The 21504-nt window shown below is 67.9% G+C and carries 20 protein-coding genes; 7 read left to right on the top strand and 13 right to left on the bottom strand.

Annotation, left to right across the window (positions count from 1 at the left end):
* Window positions 1-5 precede the first annotated feature (5 nt).
* Window positions 6-1307 (top strand): APC family permease, encoded by a 1302-nt coding sequence (locus AC1DNC_RS00205; protein ID WP_476860570.1) that lies wholly within the window; start codon window positions 6-8, stop codon window positions 1305-1307.
* A 10-nt stretch (window positions 1308-1317) separates the two neighbouring features.
* Here the strand turns inward: AC1DNC_RS00205 and hisS are convergent, their stop codons facing one another.
* Window positions 1318-2676, bottom strand: a complete 1359-nt coding sequence (gene hisS / locus AC1DNC_RS00200; RefSeq protein ID WP_476860569.1) for a histidine--tRNA ligase — start codon at window positions 2674-2676, stop codon at window positions 1318-1320.
* A 222-nt stretch (window positions 2677-2898) separates the two neighbouring features.
* Here hisS and AC1DNC_RS00195 point away from each other — a divergent pair, with 222 nt between their 5' ends.
* From AC1DNC_RS00195 to AC1DNC_RS00185, 3 genes are all read left to right on the top strand, one after another.
* Window positions 2899-3705 carry a peptidylprolyl isomerase gene (locus tag AC1DNC_RS00195; protein WP_476860568.1) on the top strand — a complete coding sequence of 269 codons (807 nt, stop codon included), beginning with the start codon at window positions 2899-2901 and terminating at the stop codon, window positions 3703-3705.
* Window positions 3706-3766: 61 nt separating this feature from the next.
* Complete coding sequence (locus AC1DNC_RS00190) at window positions 3767-5299, top strand: DUF349 domain-containing protein (protein WP_476860567.1); 1533 nt, start codon at window positions 3767-3769, stop codon at window positions 5297-5299.
* A 92-nt stretch (window positions 5300-5391) separates the two neighbouring features.
* Window positions 5392-6102, top strand: coding sequence for a hypothetical protein (locus AC1DNC_RS00185; protein WP_476860566.1), 711 nt, complete (start codon window positions 5392-5394; stop codon window positions 6100-6102).
* 29 nt (window positions 6103-6131) lie between these two features.
* Here the strand turns inward: AC1DNC_RS00185 and AC1DNC_RS00180 are convergent, their stop codons facing one another.
* From AC1DNC_RS00180 to pdxT, 9 genes are all read right to left on the bottom strand, one after another.
* Window positions 6132-8525 carry a RelA/SpoT family protein gene (locus AC1DNC_RS00180; protein WP_476860565.1) on the bottom strand — a complete coding sequence of 798 codons (2394 nt, stop codon included), beginning with the start codon at window positions 8523-8525 and terminating at the stop codon, window positions 6132-6134.
* A 143-nt stretch (window positions 8526-8668) separates the two neighbouring features.
* Window positions 8669-9676, bottom strand: a complete 1008-nt coding sequence (secF, locus tag AC1DNC_RS00175; protein WP_476860564.1) for a protein translocase subunit SecF — start codon at window positions 9674-9676, stop codon at window positions 8669-8671.
* Window positions 9677-11437: a protein translocase subunit SecD gene (secD, locus tag AC1DNC_RS00170; protein WP_476860563.1), complete on the bottom strand. Its 1761-nt coding sequence runs from the start codon at window positions 11435-11437 to the stop codon at window positions 9677-9679.
* 106 nt (window positions 11438-11543) lie between these two features.
* Window positions 11544-11972, bottom strand: a complete 429-nt coding sequence (gene yajC / locus AC1DNC_RS00165; RefSeq protein ID WP_476860562.1) for a preprotein translocase subunit YajC — start codon at window positions 11970-11972, stop codon at window positions 11544-11546.
* Window positions 11973-12183: 211 nt separating this feature from the next.
* Entirely contained in the window at window positions 12184-13305 is a 1122-nt protein-coding gene (gene ruvB, locus AC1DNC_RS00160) for a Holliday junction branch migration DNA helicase RuvB (RefSeq protein ID WP_476860561.1), read from the bottom strand.
* Window positions 13298-13942, bottom strand: coding sequence for a Holliday junction branch migration protein RuvA (ruvA, locus tag AC1DNC_RS00155; RefSeq protein WP_476860560.1), 645 nt, complete (start codon window positions 13940-13942; stop codon window positions 13298-13300). Before ruvA ends, ruvB begins: the two co-directional genes overlap by 8 nt.
* A gap of 81 nt (window positions 13943-14023) precedes the next feature.
* Window positions 14024-14611, bottom strand: a complete 588-nt coding sequence (gene ruvC / locus AC1DNC_RS00150) for a crossover junction endodeoxyribonuclease RuvC (protein ID WP_476860559.1) — start codon at window positions 14609-14611, stop codon at window positions 14024-14026.
* Window positions 14608-15363 (bottom strand): YebC/PmpR family DNA-binding transcriptional regulator, encoded by a 756-nt coding sequence (locus AC1DNC_RS00145; protein ID WP_476860558.1) that lies wholly within the window; start codon window positions 15361-15363, stop codon window positions 14608-14610. The genes ruvC and AC1DNC_RS00145 overlap by 4 nt, the downstream gene beginning before the upstream one ends.
* Window positions 15364-15366: 3 nt before the next feature.
* Window positions 15367-16068: a pyridoxal 5'-phosphate synthase glutaminase subunit PdxT gene (gene pdxT / locus AC1DNC_RS00140; protein WP_476860557.1), complete on the bottom strand. Its 702-nt coding sequence runs from the start codon at window positions 16066-16068 to the stop codon at window positions 15367-15369.
* 103 nt (window positions 16069-16171) lie between these two features.
* Here pdxT and AC1DNC_RS00135 point away from each other — a divergent pair, with 103 nt between their 5' ends.
* The 3 genes from AC1DNC_RS00135 to AC1DNC_RS00125 are packed head-to-tail and all read left to right on the top strand — an operon-like array spanning window position 16172 to window position 18805.
* Window positions 16172-17461: a MurT ligase domain-containing protein gene (locus tag AC1DNC_RS00135; RefSeq protein WP_476860556.1), complete on the top strand. Its 1290-nt coding sequence runs from the start codon at window positions 16172-16174 to the stop codon at window positions 17459-17461.
* Entirely contained in the window at window positions 17458-18273 is an 816-nt protein-coding gene (locus tag AC1DNC_RS00130; RefSeq protein WP_476860555.1) for a type 1 glutamine amidotransferase, read from the top strand. Before AC1DNC_RS00135 ends, AC1DNC_RS00130 begins: the two co-directional genes overlap by 4 nt.
* A 28-nt stretch (window positions 18274-18301) precedes the next feature.
* Window positions 18302-18805, top strand: a complete 504-nt coding sequence (locus AC1DNC_RS00125) for a GNAT family N-acetyltransferase (RefSeq protein WP_476860554.1) — start codon at window positions 18302-18304, stop codon at window positions 18803-18805.
* Here the strand turns inward: AC1DNC_RS00125 and AC1DNC_RS00120 are convergent.
* The 3 genes from AC1DNC_RS00120 to AC1DNC_RS00110 are packed head-to-tail and all read right to left on the bottom strand — an operon-like array spanning window position 18786 to window position 21432.
* The gene (locus AC1DNC_RS00120; RefSeq protein WP_476860553.1) at window positions 18786-19283 is read right to left on the bottom strand and encodes a P-loop nucleotide/nucleoside kinase family protein; all 498 of its coding nucleotides are present in this window, start codon (window positions 19281-19283) and stop codon (window positions 18786-18788) included. The genes AC1DNC_RS00125 and AC1DNC_RS00120 overlap by 20 nt on opposite strands.
* Entirely contained in the window at window positions 19283-20131 is an 849-nt protein-coding gene (locus AC1DNC_RS00115; protein WP_476860552.1) for an alpha/beta fold hydrolase, read from the bottom strand. The genes AC1DNC_RS00120 and AC1DNC_RS00115 overlap by 1 nt, the downstream gene beginning before the upstream one ends.
* Window positions 20132-20133: 2 nt before the next feature.
* A complete protein-coding gene (locus AC1DNC_RS00110) occupies window positions 20134-21432 on the bottom strand; it encodes a CapA family protein (protein ID WP_476860551.1) in 1299 nt (432 codons plus the stop codon).
* Window positions 21433-21504 lie beyond the last annotated feature (72 nt).

Raw genomic sequence — 21504 nt, 5'->3', positions numbered from 1 at the left:
CCGCCATGGCAAGCCAACCGACCCGGCCCGGGCAGCTGCAGCGGCGCCTGGGCGTCTTTGATTCCACCGCGATCGGCCTGGGCTCCATGCTGGGGGCCGGGGTGTTCGTGGTCTTCTCCCCCGCCGCCGCCCTCGCCGGCCTGCTGCTGACCGTCGCCGTGGCCCTGGCCGGTGTGGTGGCCTACTGCAACGCGGTGGCGTCGGCACAACTGGCAGCCCGGTATCCGTCCAGCGGCGGCACCTACGTGTACGGCCGGAAGCAACTGGGAGAATGGCCGGGCTTCATCGCCGGCTGGGGATTCGTGACCGGCAAGACCGCCTCCTGCGCGGCGATGGCGCTGACCTTCGGGCACTATGTGGCGCCCGGCTTCGCCACCCCGCTGGCGGTGGCCGCCGCGGTCGTGCTGACCGGTGTCAACCTGCTCGGCATCACGCGGACGGCACTGCTGACCAGGATCCTGCTCGCCGTGGTGCTGGCCACTTTGGTGTTTGTCGCCGTGGCCTCGCTGCTCGGCCCGCACCCTGCCGGCGCCGGCGCAGCGCAGGGCGGGACGCTGGGCGGCGTAGCCGGCACCGGAGTTGCGGGCGGGAACCCGTGGGGCGTGTTGCCCGCGGCCGGGCTGATGTTTTTCGCCTTCGCCGGCTATGCCCGGATCGCCACCCTGGGCGAGGAAGTAAGAGATCCGGCGCGCACCATCCCGCGGGCCATCCTGGCCGCTTTGGCCGGCGCCTTCGTGATCTACCTAGGGCTCGCCGCGCTGCTGCAGTGGCATTTGCCGGCTGAGCGGCTGGCCGGTTCGTCGGCGCCGCTGCTGGACGCGGTGTCGGCTTCCCAGCTCAACGCCGGCGTTCCCTTCGTCCAGGCCGGGGCCGCGGCCGCGTGCCTGGGCGCCCTGCTGGCTCTCATCACCGGGGTGGCCAGGACCACCCTGGCAATGGCACGGGAACGCGACCTGCCGGCGCCACTTGCCCGAGTGGGCGGCACCCACACGGTCCCGTTTGTGGCGGAACTGGCCGTCGCCGCCGTCGTCATCATCCTGCTACTGAGCACCAACGTAATGACCGTGGTCGGATTCTCAAGCTTCGGGGTGCTGATCTATTACGCCGTGACCAACGCCGCGGCCTTCACCCTCACCGGGCCCCGCCGCCTCGCCCCGCGGTGGCTCAACGTGCTGGGTTTCGCCGGCTGCCTGGTCCTGGCTGTGACGCTGCCGCCGGCCTCGGCGCTGGGCATGGCCGCTGTACTGGCCGTCGGTGTCGCCGGTCGCTTACTGGTCCTCCGACACCGGCGGCGCAGCGGGAACTGAGCGTGCGGGCCTAGGCCCGGGTCACGCGGACGTGCAGGTCTTCCTCGGCCGGCGTCCAACTGGCCGGATCGGCGTCGGACTGTTCGCCGGTGCGAATGTCCTTGACCTGGTGCTTGCCGTCGTCGTCGGTGAACCAGACGAACGGGATGCCGCGGCGGTCCGCGAACTTGATCTGCTTGCCGAACTTCTCAGCCTTGGCCGCAACCTCGGTGGCGATCCCCCGGGCCCGCAGCTGCGCGGCGACGTCCTGCGCCGCGCCCCAGCTTTCATCGTTGTTGAGCGCCACCAGCACGGCGGTGGGCACTGCGCGGGACGCCTTGGCCAGCTCCTGGCTGAGGATCCGCGACACCAGGCGGGTGACGCCAATCGACAGTCCGACGCCGGGGAACTTTCGGTTTCCCTTGCTCGCCAGCGCGTCGTAACGTCCGCCGGAGCAGATTGAACCGAGCTGCTCGTGGCCCACCAGGATGGTTTCCACCACGGTGCCGGTGTAGTAGTCGAGCCCCCGGGCGATGCTGAGGTCCGCGACCACCTTGCCCGGGGCACGCTGGACGGCGGCAGCAATGACCTGTTCCAGCTCGTTCAGGCCTTCCTCGAGCAACTCGTTGTTCACGCCGAGCGCCCGGACCTGCTGCACGAACGAGGTGTCCCCGGTGCGGATCGCGGCGAGTTTGAGCGCTGCCTGCGCCTGCTCCTCGGTGGCGCCGAGCTCGGTCTTGAGCAGCTCCGCCACCTTGGCCGGGCCGATCTTCTCGAGTTTGTCGATGCTGCGCAGCACCCCGGCCGTGTCGGTCAGGCCGATGCCGTTGTAGAAGCCCTCGGCCAGCTTCCGGTTGTTGATCCGGAGCAGGAAGTCCGGAATCGGGAGGGCGCTCAGGGCCTCCGCGATCACCAGCGCGATCTCGACGTCGTAGCGGAACGGGAGCTCGCCGTCGCCGACGACGTCGATGTCCGCCTGGGTGAACTCGCGGGCGCGTCCCTCCTGCGGACGCTCGCCGCGCCAGACCTTCTGGATCTGGTAGCGGCGGAACGGGAACGCCAGGTAGCCGGCATTCTCCACCACGTAGCGCGCGAACGGCACGGTGAGGTCGAAGTGCAGGGCGAGGGCGTGCGGGTCGGCCTTGTGCGCCGCGGCTGCACCGCCCGCGGACTCTCCCTCGTCGTCCTGCAGACGGCTCAGGCCGTAAACCTCTTTGTCGATTTCGCCCTTGCGGAGCAGCTGGCCCACCGTCTCCACGGCACGCGTCTCGATCGAGGAGAAGCCGTGCAGTTCAAAAGTCCGCCGAAGGGTGTCCAGCACATGCAGCTCCACCAGCCGCTCCTCGGGAAGCCACTCGGGGAATCCGGACAGGGAGGCGGTGCGTGCCATGGTGGAATTTTCTCCTCTAATAACGACGGCGGCTGCAACGGCCGCGGCGTCGCGCGCTGACCGGCCGGTCGTGCATAAACTGTGTGCGGCAGTCAGTTTATGCTTTCGGCGCGCGCATCTCTAATGCGGCTGCGGCCGGCGGCGCTGCCGCAGCATGCGCGCTGCACCCCGATCTGCGCCGACGGCGCGGCCAGGGATGCGGCCCTAGAACCAGGAGGACTTTTGGCGGCCAGTTCACGGAGCGCCCGCGAAGCCAAGCGGCGCGTCCAGCAGATGGAGGCGAAGCGCGAGCTTCGCCGGGAGCAGGACAAACGCCGGAAACGCGATAACCTCCTCGCGACCGCCGGCGGTGCCGCCGCGCTCATCCTCGCCGTCGTGCTGCAGCTGACGGTATTTTCCAGCAACCCCAGCGAGGATGAATTCAAGGCAGCGGAGGCAGGACTGGAAAGTCCGTCGGCCTCAGGTTCCCCCTCCCCCGCAGCAAGCAACGGCGCGAACATCCCCAAGCCGGAAACAGCGGCCGGGAAGACCTTCACCGGCACCCTGGCCCTCAACCGCGGCAGCCTGGGCGTTTCGCTCGACGGCCGCAAGGCACCGCAGGCGGCCGCCGTGTTCAAATCGCTCGCGGACAAGAACTTCTACAAGGGCCTCAGCTGCCACCGGCTCACCACCGCCCCCTCTTTCGGCGTGTTGCAGTGCGGTTCCAAGACCGGCGACGGCAATGGCGACCCCGCCTACACCTGGGGTCCGCTGGAGAACACCCCCGCCAACAACAAGTACCCGGCGGGCACCATTGCCGTGGCACGGACCGGCGGCAATGCGTACGGCAACGGTACGCAGTTCTTCATCGTCTACAAGGACACCGAGATCCCTGCCGACGCCGCCGGCGGATACACGGTGGTAGGTAAGGTCACATCCGGCTTGGATGTGGTTAGCAAGATTGCGGCAGCCGGAGTCAAACCCGGCGCCAGCGCCACGGACGGCGCGCCTGTGGAACCAGTCACGATAGACTCGTTCTCTCTGAAGTAACCAGCCGGGGCCCTCGCGGCCGCGGTGCCGGTATTTCCCTCCAAGCGAAAGACTTCTAGCGGTGACAGACAGTCAGAAATCCGACGAAACAGTGGCAGCAGCTGCCAACGAGACCGAAGCCGAGGCGACGGTGACCGACACGGCCAACGAAGCTGGTGCGGTAACCGAGACCGGTGCCAGCCCGGCAGAGGCGCCGGCAGCGCCGGAGTCTGCTCCGGCCGCGGCCCCTGCCCCGGCCCCCGCGCCCCGTCCGGCCCCATCGCCGGCCGCCTTCGCCGCGCGCCCGAAGGCGGCACCCTCGCTGGCAACGCCTGCCGCCACCTCCGCGTCGAGTGCCACTTCGCTGGCCGAGGCTGCACGCTGGGGCCGCGTCGAGGGCGACGGCCACGTGTTCCTGACCATCGATGGCGAGGAGCACCCTGTCGGCCAGTACCCGGGCGTCAGCGATGACGAGGCCCTTGGCTACTTTGCCCGCAAGTACGACGACGTCGTTGCCCAGATCGTGCTGTTGGAACAACGCGTAGCCTCCAAGGCTCCGGCCACGGACATGCAGAAGACCGTCACGCACCTGCGCGAACTGCTGGCTGAGCGCAACATGGTGGGCGATCTGCGCGCCGCGGAGGCCCGCTTGGACACGCTGTCCGGCCAGATCACCGAACTCGAAAAGACCGAGAAGGCGGAGCATGACGCCGTCCGCGCCGCCGAGCTCGCAGCCCGTGAAGCCATCGTGGCCGAAGCCGAGGAAATCGCCGGCCACGACCCGGCGCAGATCCAGTGGAAGACCTCCAGCGCCCGGATGAACGAGCTCTTCGAGAGCTGGAAGACGGCCCAGAAGAGCGGCGTCCGGCTCGGCCGCAGCAACGAAGACGCCCTCTGGAAGCGGTTCCGCGCCGCCCGCACCGTCTTCGACCGTCACCGCCGTGCGTACTTCTCCCAGCTGGACAGCAACAACTCGGCAGCCAAGGCCGCCAAGGAAAAGCTGATCACCGAGGCCGAGGCGCTCTCCTCCTCGACCGACTGGGGCTTCGCCGCCGGCGAGTACCGCCGACTGATGGACCAGTGGAAGGCCTCCCCGCGCGCCAGCCGCAAGGACGACGACGCCCTGTGGGCCCGTTTCCGCGCCGCGCAGGACGTCTTCTTCACGAATCGCCAGGCCGCCAACGAGGAGATCGACCAGGAGTACGGCGCCAACCTCAAGGTGAAGGAAGCCCTGCTGGTGGAGGCCAACGAGCTGCTCCCCATCAAGGACCTCGCCGCAGCCAAGAAGGCGCTGCAGTCCATCCGTGACCGCTGGGAGGAAGCCGGCAAGGTTCCCCGCGCCGACATGGGACGGATCGAAGCCGGCCTGCGGAAGGTGGAGGACGCCGTCCGCCACGCCGAGGACGAGAACTGGAAGCGCTCCAACCCGGAGACCAAGGCACGCACCAATAGCGCCCTGTCCCAGCTCGAGTCCGCGATCGCAGGGCTCAAGGAGGATCTGGCCAAAGCCGAGAAGGCCGGTGACGAGCGCAAGATCAAGGCTGCCCAGGAAGCGCTGGACGCACGCCAGGCCTGGCTTGAGCAGCTCGAGCGGTCCGCCAGCGAACTGTCCTAGGACCCGCTGACAGCAGCAGGCCCCGCCCCGGTTATCCACATGACCGGGACGGGGCCTGTCTCATGTCCGGGGCCGGGCGCCACGATGGCTAGATGACGCTGCATCCGGGCTACCCCGCCGCGAGTCTCCCCGACGCCAGCCCCGCACCGCCCAACAGGGCCCGCGCGGCCGCGCCCGCGGGTTCGAACCAGCCCGCGGGTTCGAACCAGCCCGGCGGCGCCGGGGTGCTCTATTCCCCGGGGACGCTCTTCTCCTGGGCCGAACTGCAGGCCATGGCATCCGACGGCGTGCTGACGCGGCTCTCGCAGCACGGCTACCTGCCGCCCGGCGCCGCCTCCACCCCGCAGTTGCGCGCACGGGCGGCCGCCTGCACGATTCCGGCGTCCATCCGCCAACGGGTAGTCGCCGGACGGATGACCGCTGCATGGATCTACGGCTGCACCGGGGAGCCGGACCGCACCGCGCTGCTCGTCGACGCCAACCGCCGCGTTTCGAGCCTCCGGGGTGCCCGCGGCTGCACTTTCCATGAAGTCCGGCTGGGGCCGTTCGACGTCGTCAGCATGGGCGGGCTCATGGTGTCCAGCCCGCTGCGGACGGCGGTGGACATCGCCCTGCACGTGGAAGCGGAGCGGGCCCTCCCGGCCCTCAGCGCCTTCCTGGCCGCACCCGCCCTCGGGGTGCGGCTGCGGCTGCTCATCCGGGCGGTGGAGGCCGTCCCCCGGGTGCCGTACCGGAAGTCGGCCCTGGCAAAGCTCGCGACACTGCTGGCTGAGCGGGATGGCACGGCTGGCCCGGACCCCTAGCTGTCCGGAGCCCTCGCCGGGCCGGGCCGCTAGCTGCGGCGGCGGTTGCCCGTGGTGCGATAGACGTCGAAGACACCGTCGATGCGCCGGACAGCGCTGAGGACGTGGCTCAGGTACTTCGGATCGCCCATCTCGAAGGCGAACTTGGAGATCGCCACCCGGTCGGTGGAGGTGTGCACGCTTGCGGCCAGGATATTGACGTGGTTCTCGGAGAGGATCCGGGTGACGTCGGAGAGCAGCGACTTGCGGTCCAGGGCTTCAACCTGGATTTCCACCAGGAACACGCTGGACTGGGTCGGCGCCCACTCGACTTCGACGATCCGGTCCGGCTGGTCCATCAGGCCGGACACATTGGTGCAGTCGGTCCGGTGCACTGACACGCCGGAGCCGCGCGTGACGAAGCCCAGGATCGGGTCCGGCGGCACCGGCGTGCAGCAGCGTGCCAGCTTCACCCAGACATCGTCAACGCCGCGGACCACGACGCCGGAGTCCGAGTACCGGGCCTTGGTGACCTGCGTGGGAATCGAAACCTCGGTGAGGTCGTCCTCGGGAGTCTCGTTGCCGCCGAGGCTTTCGACGAGCCGCTCCATCACGGACTGGGCCGAGGTGTGGCCGTCGCCAACGCCCGCGTAGAGCCCGGAAATGTCGGTGTACTTGAAGTCCTCGGCGATCGCGGCCAGGGCGTCGTGCGTCATCAGGCGCTGCAGCGGCAGGTTCTGCTTGCGCATCGCCTTGGTGAGCAGGTCCTTGCCCCGGTCAATGGCCTCTTCGCGGCGTTCCTTGCTGAACCACTGCCGGATCTTATTCCGGGCGCGGGCGCTCTTGACGAAGTGCTGCCAGTCCTGGCTGGGGCCGGCGCCTTCGGCCTTGGAGGTGAAGATCTCCACCCAGTCGCCGTGGTTGAGTTCGCTGTTGAGCGGCACCAGTTTGCCGTTGACGCGTGCGCCGATGGTCCGGTGCCCCACCTCGGTGTGGACCGCGTAGGCGAAGTCCACCGGCGTCGAACCGGCGGGGAGGGCCATGACCTCGCCCTTGGGGGTGAAGACGAACACCTCGCGGGCATTGATCTCGAAGCGCAGCGAATCGAGGAACTCGCCGGGATCGGAGGTTTCCTGCTGCCAGTCCACAAGGGAGCGCAACCAGCCCATGTCGCCGTCGCGGGGGCTCCCCGGACCGGCGGCCGTGCGGTTGGGCTGGTCCTTGTATTTCCAGTGCGCCGCGACGCCGTATTCGGCGCGGCGGTGCATCTCGTGGGTCCTGATCTGGATTTCCACGGGCTTGCCGCCAGGGCCAATCACCGTGGTGTGCAGTGACTGGTACATGTTGAACTTGGGCATCGCGATGTAGTCCTTGAACCGGCCCGGAAGCGGGTTCCAGCGCGAGTGCATCGCACCGAGGGCGGCGTAGCAGTCCCGCACCGAGTCGACGAGCACCCGGACACCCATCAGGTCGTTGATGTCGTCGAAGTCCTTATCGCGGACGATCATCTTCTGGTAGATGGAGTAGTAGTGCTTGGGCCGGCCGGTGATCGTGGCCTTGATCTTGGCCGCGCGCAGATCCTCGGTGATCTGGCTGCGGATGACGGCGAGGTTCTTCTCCCGCTCAGGGGTGCGGTCCCCCACCATGCGCACGATTTCCTCGTACACCTTGGGGTAAAGCGCGGCAAAAGAGAGGTCCTCGAGTTCCCACTTGATGGTGTTCATGCCGAGCCGGTGGGCCAGCGGCGCAAAGATCTCCAGGGTCTCCCGGGCCTTTCGGGCAGAAGATTCCGCTGAGACGAAACGCCAGGTGCGGGCGTTGTGCAGCCGGTCGGCGAGCTTGATCATCAGCACGCGGATGTCCTTGGCCATGGCCACGACCATCTTGCGGACGGTCTCGGACTGGGCGGCCTCGCCGAAGCTGACCTTGTCCAGCTTGGTCACGCCGTCTACCAGCATCGCGACCTCGGGACCGAACTCGCCCTTGAGGTCGTCCAAGGTGTACGAGGTGTCCTCGACCGTGTCATGCAGCAGTGCGGCGGCCAGCGTCGTTCCGCTCAATCCAAGCTCGGCCAGGATCGTGGCGACGGCCACCGGATGGGTGATGTACGGGTCGCCGCTCTTGCGCTTTTGCCCGCGGTGGCAGCGTTCGGCCACGACGAAAGCGCGCTGGATGAGCTCGAAATCGTCTTTGGGGTTGTTGGCGCGCACGGTGCGCAGCAGGGGTTCCAGAATGGGCGAGTACGACGGCGTCCCGCGGCCGGTCAGGCGCGCGAGCCGGGAGCGGGTGCGTTCGCGGCGTCCGGGGAAGGTGGGACGGGTTCCGGAGTTGTCGACAGGCACGGCCGTGTCCGGGCGTCCGGCAGCAACCACGCCAGTCTGGGGCCCCTGGCCGGTAGCCTTATCCGCCGGGGCTGCAGGCACCGGCGTCGAACGTTCTTCCAATGAAGCACCTCTCACAACCCGTTAATTATTCAAGTCTATTCCCGCAGCTGGATACTTCGATAACCGGGACCAACGGCGACGGGCCGGACAACGTCGCGGGGACGTTCTCCGGCCCGTCGGGCGGTCTGCTGCGGTGCCTGCGGCTAGGCCGTGGCGGGTGCCGCCTTGGCGGCATTCTCGGTGCGGCGCTGCTCGACGCGCCGGGCCTGCTTGATCAGGTCCGGCTCCCCCTGGCGCAGCCAGGCGTACAGCGGTGCGGCGACGAAAATGGTCGCCGCGGTGCCGATCAGGATGCCCACGAACAGGGCCAGCGAGAGATCCCGGAGGGTTCCCGCGCCCAGCAGGCCGGCGCCGATGAAGAGGATCGCACCGACCGGCAGGATGGCCACCATCATGGTGTTGATGGACCGCACCAGCGTTTGGTTCACGGCGAGGTTGACCTCTTCGGCGAACGTCCGCCGGGTGGACGCCTGCAGATCCGAGGTGTTTTCCCGGATCTTGTCGAAGACCACCACGGTGTCGTAGAGCGAGTAGCTCAGCACGGTCAGGAAGCCGATGATGGCCGAGGGGGTGACTTCGAAGTCGCTCAGCGAGTAAACCCCGGCGGTGATGAACATCGTCACGACCATGCCGGCGAGGGCGGACAGCGACATTTTCCAGGTTCGGAAGTACAGCGCCATCAGGACCGCGGCGAGGCCCACGAAGACCGCCAGGCCGATCAGCGCCTGCTTGGTGACGTCCGCGCCCCAGGTCGGGCCCACGAAGGTGGACGTGACCTCATTGTCGGTCACGCCGTAGGCCTTGGTGAGGCCTTCCTTGACCTTGATGACCTCGTCGTCGCTGAGCTTGTCCGTCTGGATGCGCATGGTGTTGCCGGCCACGTTGGCAACACGCGGCAGGCTGCCGGAAACGACTTCCTGGACGGCCTTCTCGCCGAGCGTGGCGTCGCGATCCTTGACGTTGGACACCGTGAACTCCGAACCGCCGCGGAATTCGATGCCCAGGTTGAACCCGCCCTTGGCGATCGGCAGCAGGATCGAGAGCACGACGGCGGCCGCGGCGATCAGGAACCAGATTTTCTTGGAACCGACAAAGTCGTACGAGCGCTTGCCCGTGTAAAGCTCGTTACCGAACGTAGCGAAGCTGGCCATTTACTTGCCCTCCTTGGACGCGCTCTTGGAGGAACCAGCAAGCTGTTCCTGCTTTTCCGCGAGGCGTCGTTCTGCAATGGTCATCCGGCGTTCGGCCTCGGCCACGGCACCGGTGTTCTTGGCGCGCGGGGCCGCAACCGGCCTGTCCTCCGGTGTGCGGATCCGTCCGGCACCCCGGTAGAGGGGCACGGCGCCGAGCCGCTTGGGGTCCAGGCCGGAGAACTTGTGGCCTTCGCCGAAGAACTTGGTCCGGGCGAGGACCTGGAGGGTCGGATGGGTGAACATAAAGACGACGATCAGGTCGGCGATCGCGGTCAGGCCCAGCGTGAACGCGAAGCCGCGGACGTTGCCGACCGCCACGAAGTAGAGCACGAGGGCTGCCAGCAGGTTGACGGCCTTGGAGGCCAGCACGGTCCGCTTGGCGCGCTTCCAGCCGTTCTCCACGGCTGAGATCAAACCGCGGCCCTCACGGAGCTCGTCACGGATACGTTCGAAGTAGACGATGAAGGAGTCCGCGGTCTGGCCGATTGCCACGATGATGCCGGCCACACCTGCCAGGGACAGGCGGTAGTTTTCCGTCCAGCCCAGGATGGCGATGGCCAGGTAGGTCAGCGCACCGGCCACGACGAGCGAGGCGACGGTAACGAAGCCGAGTGCCCGGTACTGGAACAGCGAGTAGACCACCACCAGCAGCAGGCCGATCAGGCCGGCGAGCATGCCCATGCGGAGCTGCTCCCCGCCGAGCGTGGCCGAGATCTGCTGGTCGCTCTGGATCTCGAAGCTGATCGGCAACGCGCCGAAGCGGAGCTGGTCGGAGAGCGCCTTGGCGGACTCCTCGGTGAAGCCGCCGGTGATCTGGGGACGGCCATCGGTGATGACGGCCTGGGACCTCGGCGCGGAGATGACCTGGTCGTCCAGCACGATGGCGAACTGCGACTTCGGATCCGATCCGGTCTCGCCGCCGGCGTCGACGTAGAACTTGTTCAGCCGCTCGGTGACGGTCTTGAACTTGGCGGTGCCCTCGTCGTCGAACTGGATGTCGACGGCCCACTGGTTGGTGACCGCACCCTGCGCGCCGCGCTGCAGCTGGAAGGAGGAGGTCTTGATGTTGGATCCCTTGACCTCGACCGGTCCGAGGATGTACTTGACCGCGGGCCGGCCGTCGGCGGCGGGCTCGCAGGTGACCAGCGGCTTGGCGGGATCGGAGCGCTCCTGCTTGTCCTGGGACGGGTTGTCGCAGTCAAGCGCCTCGAACTTCTTGTAGACGTCCGCGGTGACCCAGTTCTCGTCGCTGCTGTTCTTCGGCGCGGCGGTGGGCTTGGGCAGCTTCGCTTCCGGAGTCCGGGACGCGGCGGGAACCGCCGCGCCGGCACCGGCCTGGATGACCGGGCGGAAGTTCATGTCGGCGGAGGCCTGAATCAGCTTGCGCGTCTCCTTGGAAGGAGTACCAGGCAGGCTCACGACCACGTTGCGGCCGGACTGCGTGCTGATTTCGGCTTCCGCGACGCCGGAGCCGTCCACGCGCTGGCGGATGATCGCCACGGCCTGGTTTAGCTGCTCTTCGTTAATGTCCGAACCGCCCGCAACCTTGGGCGCCAGAATCATCTGGGTGCCGCCTTCAAGGTCCAGGGCCAGCTTCGGAGCCCAGCTCGCCTGCCCGGCCATGGTGCCGCCCGCCAGGACGGCCGTCAAGACGGCGAGAATAACGCCAAGCCAGACCAGCACCCTGAGGGCTGAGTTTTTAGGGCCAGTTCGTGCCATTGTCGATCTTTCTATTGTTTACGGAGGAACCGCCGGTGCGGCCCGTCAGGCCTGCACCGGCGGATGCCCGCGCACCGTAGCTTCGCGGGATAGCTCAGGAGGCAGACTAGCTGTTGTTCTTGCCTTCGTCGTTCAGGCGGCGCAGGGTTTCGTCCGGCGTTTCGTTGCGGGGCGTCTCGCCGGCGGCAGCGGCGGTGTCGACGCCGGTGACGGTCTCGTCGGTCTTGCCCAGGGTGAGAGAGGACGCGTCGTCGGGAACCACGGGGGCCTCCTCGGCGGCAACGACCGGCTCCACGACCTTGGTGACGGCCTGGCGGTGCACGGTGGCGGTGTTACCCGGGGAGAGTTCCAGCACAACCTTGTTTTCAGCCTCGTCGATCTCGACGATCCGGCCGAACAGGCCGAAGCTGGTCATGACGTCGACACCGGGGGCGAACTTCGACTGGAGTTCCGCCTGCTGCTGCTGCGTCTTCTTGTTGCGGCGGAACATCATGAAGACGAACACGCCGAGCATGACGAACAGGAGAATTGTCATTGGATCCAAGGGGAAAGTTCCGTTCTGTACTTGCAAGCTGGTTTCACAGCAACGTCCGTTCCGTTCCGGGGGCCGCCGGGTAGACCCGGTAGTAAATCTGGCAGAAAATCATGCCCGGCCAGCAACGGCTAGCGGTAGCCGCACACGGAAACAAAGGCCCGAACGTGCCGAGCGTCATACCAGTCTAAAGGGAAAAGGTCACTAGCGAGTGCTATTGACTATTACGGATCCATTCCGGATCGGCTTCTTCCGCGCCCTCCGGGCCGAAGCCGGCAGCTTCAGCATCGGCCCCGCCGGCCTGGAACAGGTCCAAGGGATCCTGCCCGAAGGCGCCGGCGGGTACCGCGAAACCAAGGTGGGTCCATGCCGGGGCAAGGGCAATCCGGCCGCGGGGCGTCCTGCCCAGCAGGCCTTCCCTGACCAGGTACGGTTCTGCGACGGTTTCCACCGTTTCGGTTTCCTCGCCGACGGCGATCGCCAGGGTCGACAGGCCAACCGGGCCGCCGCCGAACTTGGTGATCAACGCCTCGAGGACGGCACGGTCAAGGCGGTCCAAGCCGCGTTTGTCCACCTCGTACATGTCGAGGGCGGCCGACGCTGCCCGGGCGTCGATCTGGTCCACGCCGTGCACCAGCGCCCAGTCCCGGACGCGGCGGAGCAGGCGGTTGGCGATGCGGGGCGTGCCGCGTGAACGGCCGGCGATCTCGCTGAACCCGGCGGAGTTGACCTTCAGGTCCAGCAGGCCGGCGGACCGGCGCAGCACCAGCTCGAGTTCCTCGACGGAGTAGAACTCCAGGTGCCCGGTGAAGCCGAACCTGTCCCGCAACGGCCCCGGCAGCAGGCCCGCGCGGGTGGTGGCGCCGACCAGGGTGAAGGGCGGCAGCTCGAGCGGGATCGCCGTGGCCCCGGCGCCCTTGCCGACGACAATGTCGACGCGGAAGTCCTCCATCGCCATGTAGAGCATCTCTTCGGCCGGCCGGGACATACGGTGGATCTCGTCGAGGAACAGGACTTCGCCCTCGGACAGCGAGGAGAGAATGGCGGCCAGGTCCCCGGCGTGCTGGATGGCCGGGCCGCTGCTGATCCGCAACGGGGCGTTCATCTCGGCGGCGATAATCATGGAAAGCGTGGTCTTGCCCAGGCCGGGCGGACCGGACAGCAGCACGTGGTCGGCGCTGCGGCCGCGCATCCGGGAAGCCTCCAGGACGAGCGAGAGTTGTTTGCGGACCCGGTGCTGGCCCACGAAATCGTGCAGGTTCTTGGGCCGGAGGGCGGCCTCGATGGCGCGCTCTTCCGGTTCCTCTCCCCCGGCGGTGAGCGACGGCTCAGCCACGGGCGCCTACCCGGTTCCCGGCGCGGGCGCCGTCCTGGCCGAGCCAGCGCAGCGTGGCGCGGAGGATTTCCGCGACGTTGCCCTGCGCGGCGAGCCCCGGGGAATCTTCCAGCGACTTGTCGATGCTGGCGGTGGCGTCCTTCTCGGACCAGCCCAGGCTCGTCATCGCGGCAACCACCTGCGGCTTCCACACTGCCTCGGCGGACTTGACCGGCGCAGTCCCGCCGGGGGGGCCATGCGGCACCAGCTTCCCGGCGAGTTCCAGCACGATCCGGCCGGCGACCTTGGGCCCGATGCCCGGCACCTTGGTGAAGGCCTTGCCGTCGCCGGAATGCGCGGCAACGCGAATGGCTTCGGGTTCGTGGACAGCCAGGACGGCCAGCGCCAGCCGCGGTCCGACGCCGCTGACACTGAGCAGCACGTCGAAGACCTCGCGTTCGTCGTCGCTCGAGAAGCCAAAGAGGGTCAGCGAATCCTCCCGCACGATCAGGGAGGTGAAGAGTTTGCCCTCCTCCCCGACACGGAGCTTGCTGAGGGTCTGCGGCGTCGCATTGACGCTCATGCCGGCGCCGTTGAGGTCGATCACTGCCGAGGACAGGCCGACGTGCGCTACGGTTCCGCGGAGAAAACTGATCAAGGCCTGGCTCCTGGTCTACGGCTGGGCTGCAGCCGACTATCCGAACATATCTACGAATACCCTAGCAAGCGCCCCGGACATTCAGCGCGCGCGGCGCGCCTTGGCCTCCGCGGCGGCCCAGGCGCGTTGCGCGGGCGTGAGCGACTGGCCGGCCGCCCCCGCGGCGGTAGTCCCTGTGGTCGCCGTGCCGCCGCCGGACCGCCACGCGTGCGTGATGGCCAGCGCCAGGGCATCGGCGGCGTCGGCGGGCCGCGGCGGGGCATCCAACCGCAGGATCTTGGTGACGAGCTTGGTGACGGCGTCCTTGTTGGAGGTGCCGCTGCCGGTCACGGCGGCCTTGACCTCGGAAGGCGTATGCAACGCCACCGGAATGCTGCGGCGCGCGGCGGCCGCGATCACGACGCCGGAAGCCTGGGCCACGCCCATCACGGTGCTGACGTTGAGCTGGGAGAAAACACGTTCGACAGCGAGGACATGCGGCTCGTACTTGTCCAGCCAGTCATCGATCGCGGTGGCAATGACAAGCAGCCGCTGGTCAAGGCTTTCCTCCGGGGGGGTACCAACGACGCCGAAAGCCACCATCGTGGCGCGGCGGTTCCGCTCGACGTCCACGACGCCGATTCCGCAGCGGGTGAGGCCCGGATCGACGCCGAGGACGCGCAGGGTCACTCGGCTTCCAGTGCGGCCTGCACTTCGTCGCTGAGGTCTGCGTTGCTGTAGACGTTCTGCACGTCGTCGAGCTCTTCCAGGGCGTCCACGAGCTTCATGAACTTCTTGGCGGCGTCGAGGTCCAGCGGCACCTGCATGGAGGGCACGAACTCGGCCTCGTCGGTGTCGTAGTCAATGCCGGCTTCCTTGAGCGCATCGCGGATGGCCTGCAGGTCCGTCGGTTCGGAGTGGATCTCAAACGTCTCGCCGTTGTCCTTGACTTCCTCCGCGCCGGCGTCGAGGACGGCCATCAGGACGTCGTCTTCGGTCAAGCCGTTCTTGGGCAGCGAGACGACGCCCTTGCGGGAGAACAGGTAGCTGACCGAACCGGGATCGGCGATGGTGCCGCCGTTGCGGGAAATGGCGAGCCGGACCTCGGAGGCCGCGCGGTTCTTGTTGTCCGTGAGGCACTCGATCAGCAGGGCCGAGCCCTGCGGGCCGCGGCATTCGTACATGATCTCGGTGTAGTCGACGACCTCACCGGTGAGGCCGGCGCCGCGCTTGATGGCGCGGTCGATGTTGTCAGCGGGTACCGAGGTCTTCTTGGCCTTGGTGACGGCGAGTTCCAGGCTCGGGTTGCCCGCGAGGTCGGGTCCGCCCATGCGTGCGGCAACTTCGATGTTCTTGATCAGCTTGGCGAACGACTTGGCCCGGCGGCTGTCCAGGATAGCCTTCTTGTGCTTGGTCGTCGCCCATTTGGAGTGGCCTGACATGCTTTACGCTTCTCCTCTGATCATTCGAATAAACAATTCGTGCACGCGCTTCTCCCCCGTCACTTCCGGGTGGAAGGAGGTGGCCAGCAGCTTGCCGGAACGCACTGCAACAATTCTAGCTGTCCCGTCGAGGGATTCCGGGTGGCCCGCCCTGGACGGTTCCACCTGGGCCAGGACTTCCACGCCCGCGCCGACGCGTTCCACCCAAGGGCCGCGGATGAACACGGCGTGCACGGGGGCCACGCCGGACTCATCCGCGCTGAACTCGAGTCCCTTGAACTCCAGGTCTGTCTCGAATGATTCGCGTTGCCGGCCGAAGGCGTTGCGCCGGACCGTGATGTCCAGTCCGCCAAAGGTCTGCTGGGGGTTGCCCGCAAGGTCCCGGGCCGGGTCGGCGATGTCCTCCGCCAGCAGGATCATGCCGGCGCAGGAACCGTAGACCGGCAGGCCGGCCTGGATGCGTTCGCGCAGCGGATCCCGCAGTTCGAAGATCCGGGAGAGCTTGTCGATCGTCGTGGATTCCCCGCCGGGAATGATGAGGCCGTCCAGGTCGTCCAGCTCGGCGGGGCGGCGCACGCCGATGCCCGTGGCGCCGGCGGCTTCCACAGCGTGCAAGTGTTCGCGGAAGTCGCCCTGGAGCGCCAGGACGCCGATCCGCAGGCCTGAACCCGCGCGGGAGCCAGGCAGGGAATGGGGGGTGGTCATGTTGCCAGCATAGTGCGCGGCGCCCCATATAGGTGCACTGCAGCCGCACCGGCAGGTGCGGCTGCACCGGGTTCCATGCCGCCGCTGGGATATATTACAAAGCATGCTCTACTTCAGCGTTCCGCTCGGCAAGCTCGTCCGCCGGGTCTCCCGGCTCCGGGGTGGAGGCTCGGCCCTTCCCGGTCTGGTGGTCGAAAAAATCGATCCCGGCTTCATGCAACGGACACTCTCGACGCTGCCGCTGGGCGTCGCCGTCGTCAGCGGCACGAACGGGAAGACCACCACCACCAAGATGGTGGTGGAACTGCTGGAAAGCCAGGGCCTGAAAGTCTTCACCAACCGCACCGGCAGCAACTTCACCCGGGGCGTGGCCGCCGCGCTGCTCGGCGAGGTGGACTGGCGCGGACGGCTCGACGCCGACGTCGCCGTCCTGGAGTTGGACGAGGCCCACGCTGTGCACTTCGTCAACAAGGTCCCGCCGCGGTACTGCCTGCTGCTGAACGTTCTGCGCGACCAGCTGGACCGCTTCGGCGAGATCGACAAGACTGCCGAGCTGCTGCAGCATATCGCCGCCAAAACCACCGGGACCGTCGTCCTGAACCGTGAGGACCCCCGGGTCGCCCGGATCGCAGGGACGGTGGACGGCCCCGAGGTCCGCTACTTCGGCCTCGATGACTCGCTGCTGAGCACCTTCCCCAACGACGACGAAATGCGGGCGGCCCCGGGCAGCCCGGTGCCGCCGGCCCCCGCCAAGCCGGCAGCCGACGTCGTCCTCCGCCGGGTCGGAGCGGACGACGCCGACTTCGAGTACGACGGCGCCACGGTCAGCACCCGGATGAAGCTCCGCGGTGTGTACAACATCTTCAACGCGGCGGCGGCCCTGACCCTGGCCCGGGCCATCACGGGCGCCCGCGGCACGGGCACCGACCACCCCGGCCTGCTCAAGGCCCTGGCCAACGTGGCGCCTGCCTTCGGCCGCGGCGAGAGCCTGGTGGTTGACGGCCTGCCGCTGGAACTGGTCCTGGTCAAGAACCCGAGCGGCTTCCGGCTGGGCCTGAAGTCCTTCCCGGCCGCCGGCTACGCCACCATGATCGCCATCAACGACAACTACGCGGACGGCCGGGACATGTCCTGGCTGTGGGACGTGGAATTCGACACCCTGCGCGACGGCGGCGTGGACCAGCTCTCCGGCTCGCGCGCCTACGACATGGCGCTGCGGCTGCAGTACGACGACGTGGCGATCGGCGCGGTCGACACGGACATCGCCGCCGCCCTTGCCGCCTTCATCCGCGGCTCGGCGGACAAGCCGAAACGGATTTTCTGCACCTACACTGCCATGCTGGCCATCCGGCGCGAGCTGTCCAAAATCACCACAGTGGAGGTGGTCTCATGACCCCCGAGTCCCCCGAAACTCCTGAAACCCCTGAAGCCCCGCACGGACTCTCCTTCGGGCATGAGCTCCCGCCCGAAGACGCCGGAACCCCCAGCAAAGGCACGATCCGCGTGCTGCAGCTCTACCCCCGGGATATGAACATCTACGGCGACTGGGGCAACGCCCTCGTCCTGGCCCAACGGCTGCGGTGGCACGGCTACTCTCCGGAGCTGCTTGAGTACAACGTGGGGGACGAATTCCCTGCCGGAGTCGACCTGATCGTCGGCGGCGGCGGCCAGGACAGCGGCCAGCTGGTAATCCAGGACGACCTGCTCTCCCGCGAGAGTGTCCTCAAGGAGCTCGCCGAGGACGGTACGCCGATGCTGGTCATCTGCGGTCTGTACCAGCTGTTCGGGAAGTTCTTCAAGACCAGGACCGGCTCCGTCATCCCGGGCATCGGCATCCTGGACGTGGAGACGCACGGCACCGATGAACGGCTGATCGGTAACGTCTCGGTGGCCTCCCCCGAGTTCGGCACGGTGCTGGGCTACGAAAACCACAGTGGCCAGACCACGCTGGGCCCCGGCGTCGAGCCGCTGGGTACGACGGCCAAGGGCACCGGCAACAACAGCAGCGACGGCCACGAAGGCGCCCGCTACCGCAACATCGTCGCGAGCTACCTGCACGGTTCCCTGCTGCCCAAGAATCCCGCACTGGCGGACTTCCTGATCAAGACCGCCGTCGAACGCAAATACGGCAGCTTCTCGCCGGGCACCCCGGACGACTCGTACGCCGTGCTGGCCCGCGAGCACGCTGCCCGCCGGCCGCGCTGAGGCCCAGCAAGCGGTGCAGGCGGATTCCGTGATCGTCATTGCCCAGGACGACCCTGCGCGGGCGGACGTCCGGCTGCTGCTCGACGAACACCTCGCCGACATGTTTGCGACCTCGCCGGCCGAGAGCGTGCACGCCCTGGACCCGGCCGCCCTGACAGTCCCGGAAATCACCTTCTGGACCGCGCGGGCCGGTTATGGGTCGGGCAGTCACGGGACGGGCAGTCACGGGACGGGCCCCGGGCAGCTTCTCGGCTGCGGCGCGCTCAAGGACCTCGGCTCGGGTGAGGGCGAAATCAAATCCATGCGGACGGCCGGGCACGCGCGCGGCCGGGGAGTTGCCGCACTCCTGCTGACCAGGATCCTGGACGAGGCCCGGCATCGCGGCTACGGACGGCTTTGCTTGGAAACCGGCTCGCAGGAGTATTTCGCTCCCGCCCGCCGACTCTACGCACGGCATGGCTTTGAGCTCTGCCCGCCCTTTGCCGGCTACGTTGAGGACCCGCACAGCGTCTTCATGGCCCGGCAACCCTAAGGATCCGCAACCCCTCCGAGCCGGCCGGCTCCTCGAAGATTCCCGCCAGGTGGCGGACACCTTCCTCCGTCAACGGATGCGTGCCAGGTTCTGCGGCCAGGGTGCGACGGCGAACGCGCTCGATAGCGACGTCCAGAGGCGTCTGGACGTGGTGCAGCACTGCGTCGAACCCGGCCTCCGCGGTCTTTTCCCGCCATTGTGCCCGCCGCTCACGGCTCCATTGGTTCCAGTCCAGCACGACGTCGGTCCCGGCCCGCAGGACCTGGACCGCTGTGTCCCAGATCAGCAGTTTGCAGTCTTCCGCGAGCCTTCCATAGTCCTCGGAGGCGTAGTGCAGTCCCGGGTATAGCCGCAGCATCCAGTCATCCAGGCTGAAGCGGACGGCCGGCAGGGAGGTTTCGAGATCCCTGGCCAACGTGGACTTGCCGGCACCGTTGAGCCCGCACAGCAGATGGACGACGGGCTCCGCCGTCGTCATCACCCTGCCTGGCTGTTTCTGAACAGCGCCGCGAATTCCGCCGGCCGGGTTGCTGGCCACCAGTGGCCGCTGTCCACCCGGATCACGGTCAGGTCCGCCACCCAGTCCTCCAGCCCCTCCACCAAGTCCGGGGACAGGAATGGGTCACGCGTCGGCACCACAACCTGCACCGGAATCGTCACCCGGGCGGCAGCGGGCCAGTGCCGGGCCGATGGGATATTGCTGCGGTAGAGCGCCAGTCCGCGGACCGGGTCATTGTCGACACTGCGCTTAGCCACCCGTTCGTAGCGCCGCGTCAGGAAGAGCCGCCAGGCGGCCTCGGGCAGGACCGGGACGAGGAAGCCGGCGATGTACCAGCTGCGCAGTAACTGCCCGGCCAGTTGCCGCCAGGAGCGCGGGTTCCGGAACCGTGAGCGGACCCAGCGCGAGAAGTGGCGCAGGTCCGGTCCCGAGATGCTCGTGTACCGGCTGATCCGCGTGGCGGCACGCGGGTCCTGCACGGCAGCCCAGCCCTGGATCGACCCCCAGTCGTGGCCCACCAGGTGCACACCGGCGGCCCCGACGGCGTCGATGACCGTAAACAGGTCATCAGACAGGGTGGCCAAGGTGAAGTCTCCGGGCCTCCCGGGCACGGTGGACGCGCCGGCGTTCCGCGTGTCGTAGGCGACCACGTGGTGTGTCGAGCCCAGTTCGCGGATGGCGGGCAGGAACACCCGGTGATCGTCGGGATAGCCGTGGACCAGCACCAGCGTCGGCACTTCCGGGCCAGGTTCCGGGCCGTATTCGTAGACGGCCAGCTCGGCGCCGTGCGAGGATACGGTCCGCCGTCGTTCCATCAGTGTGTCCACGGTCAGCGTTCCTTGGTGATCAGCAGTTCGTGGGCCCCGGCCGCGGCAGCGCCCATCGATTCCACCACCGTCCGGGTCCGCAGCCGGGTCGCGGCGTCCGCGGCGGCACCGGCGCAGGGGCCCTGCGGGGCGTCCGTGGCGACGGAGCACCACCGGTAAGGGTCACGGACAATCACGGAAGGCGCCCAGGCGAGGTCCGAGGCGGACCACTTGCCCGCGGCGTCCTGGCTGAATTGGGCGCGCACCAGCAGTCCCTCGTTGTTGACCACATACCAGGGCGAGAGTTCGGTAACGCCGTTGCCGAGCCCGTACACGATCCAGGTTCCTTTGTAGCGCTCGATCGGGAGCACCGAATGGGTGTGGTGGCCGTAGATCATGGTGAACTGGCCGCTGTCCACCAGCGCGTGGGCCACCCTGCGCTGCTCCTCGTTCGGCACACTGGCGTACTCGTCCCCGGCATGCATGACGCCCAGCACAATGTCGGCGCCGAGCGCCCTCGCCTTGCGGGCCTTGGCGATCATCGCTGCGGGATCCAGCATGTCCACTTGCCAGGCGTGCTCCGGGGTCTGGCCGTTCAGCCCGTACGCGGCTTCGATCACGGCGACCTTGGCCGCCGCCGTCGGCAGGATCAGCACGCTGCGGGAGTCCGCCTCACTGCGGTAGGAACCGGTATGCTGCAGCCCGGACGCGTCGAGGGCGTCCAGGGTGCGGACCAGGCCAGCGGTGCCCTGGTCGATGGTGTGGTTGCTGGCGGTGGTGCAGGCCTGGTAACCCACCTGCTTGGCAGCGTGGATGATCTGCGGCGGAACGTTGAACGAGGGGTAGGCAGAGAACGGCCCGGTTGGTCCGGCCACCGGTGTTTCCTGGTGGCAGATGGCGAGGTCGCTCTTTTCGATGTACCTGCGCTGGCCCGCCAGGAGAGGTTCGAAGTCCAGGCCCTTGGCGCCTGCGGAGAGGGCGTCGGCGCGGGCCTGATCCCAGAGTTGGGCGTGGACCAGCATGTCCCCGGTGACCAGGACGGTGGTGCAACGGACGGCGGCGCAGGCCGGACCCTTCCCGGGCGTCGGCGTCGGGGTCGGCGTAGGCGTCTCGGACGAGGACGCCTCCGGCGTGGATCCCGGGGTTCCCGCCGCAGTGGCGCCGGCAGTGGCGCCGCCAGTGGGCCCAGCGGCGGCCGAGCTCGGCCCCGCGTCAGCGTCGGGGCGGGCAACGAGGCCGCAGGAGGCCAGGGAGACCGCCATGAGCGCCACGGCGGACCCGGCCAGGAGGCGTCCGCGCAGCGTGGGGAAATTTGTTCGCATTCCGCCATCGTACGGTGGCGCCGGTCACAACACGCCTAGCGATCCATTGAGAACCGGCCCCCGGCATGAAAG

Source organism: Arthrobacter sp. 01N442 (assembly GCF_056399345.1).
The sequence above is the reverse complement of the archived record's forward strand: the minus strand, read 5'-3'. Positions and strand labels throughout refer to the sequence as shown.

Coding starts and splice junctions, on each gene's coding strand:
- AC1DNC_RS00205 (WP_476860570.1), top strand. CDS start 6: ATGGCAAGCCAACCGACCCGGCCCGGGCAGCTGCAGCGGCGCCTGGGC.
- hisS (WP_476860569.1), bottom strand. CDS start 2,676: ATGGCACGCACCGCCTCCCTGTCCGGATTCCCCGAGTGGCTTCCCGAG.
- AC1DNC_RS00185 (WP_476860566.1), top strand. CDS start 5,392: ATGACGCTGCATCCGGGCTACCCCGCCGCGAGTCTCCCCGACGCCAGC.
- secF (WP_476860564.1), bottom strand. CDS start 9,676: ATGGCCAGCTTCGCTACGTTCGGTAACGAGCTTTACACGGGCAAGCGC.
- secD (WP_476860563.1), bottom strand. CDS start 11,437: ATGGCACGAACTGGCCCTAAAAACTCAGCCCTCAGGGTGCTGGTCTGG.
- yajC (WP_476860562.1), bottom strand. CDS start 11,972: ATGACAATTCTCCTGTTCGTCATGCTCGGCGTGTTCGTCTTCATGATG.
- AC1DNC_RS00145 (WP_476860558.1), bottom strand. CDS start 15,363: ATGTCAGGCCACTCCAAATGGGCGACGACCAAGCACAAGAAGGCTATC.
- pdxT (WP_476860557.1), bottom strand. CDS start 16,068: ATGACCACCCCCCATTCCCTGCCTGGCTCCCGCGCGGGTTCAGGCCTG.
- AC1DNC_RS00135 (WP_476860556.1), top strand. CDS start 16,172: ATGCTCTACTTCAGCGTTCCGCTCGGCAAGCTCGTCCGCCGGGTCTCC.
- AC1DNC_RS00130 (WP_476860555.1), top strand. CDS start 17,458: ATGACCCCCGAGTCCCCCGAAACTCCTGAAACCCCTGAAGCCCCGCAC.
- AC1DNC_RS00120 (WP_476860553.1), bottom strand. CDS start 19,283: ATGACGACGGCGGAGCCCGTCGTCCATCTGCTGTGCGGGCTCAACGGT.
- AC1DNC_RS00110 (WP_476860551.1), bottom strand. CDS start 21,432: ATGCGAACAAATTTCCCCACGCTGCGCGGACGCCTCCTGGCCGGGTCC.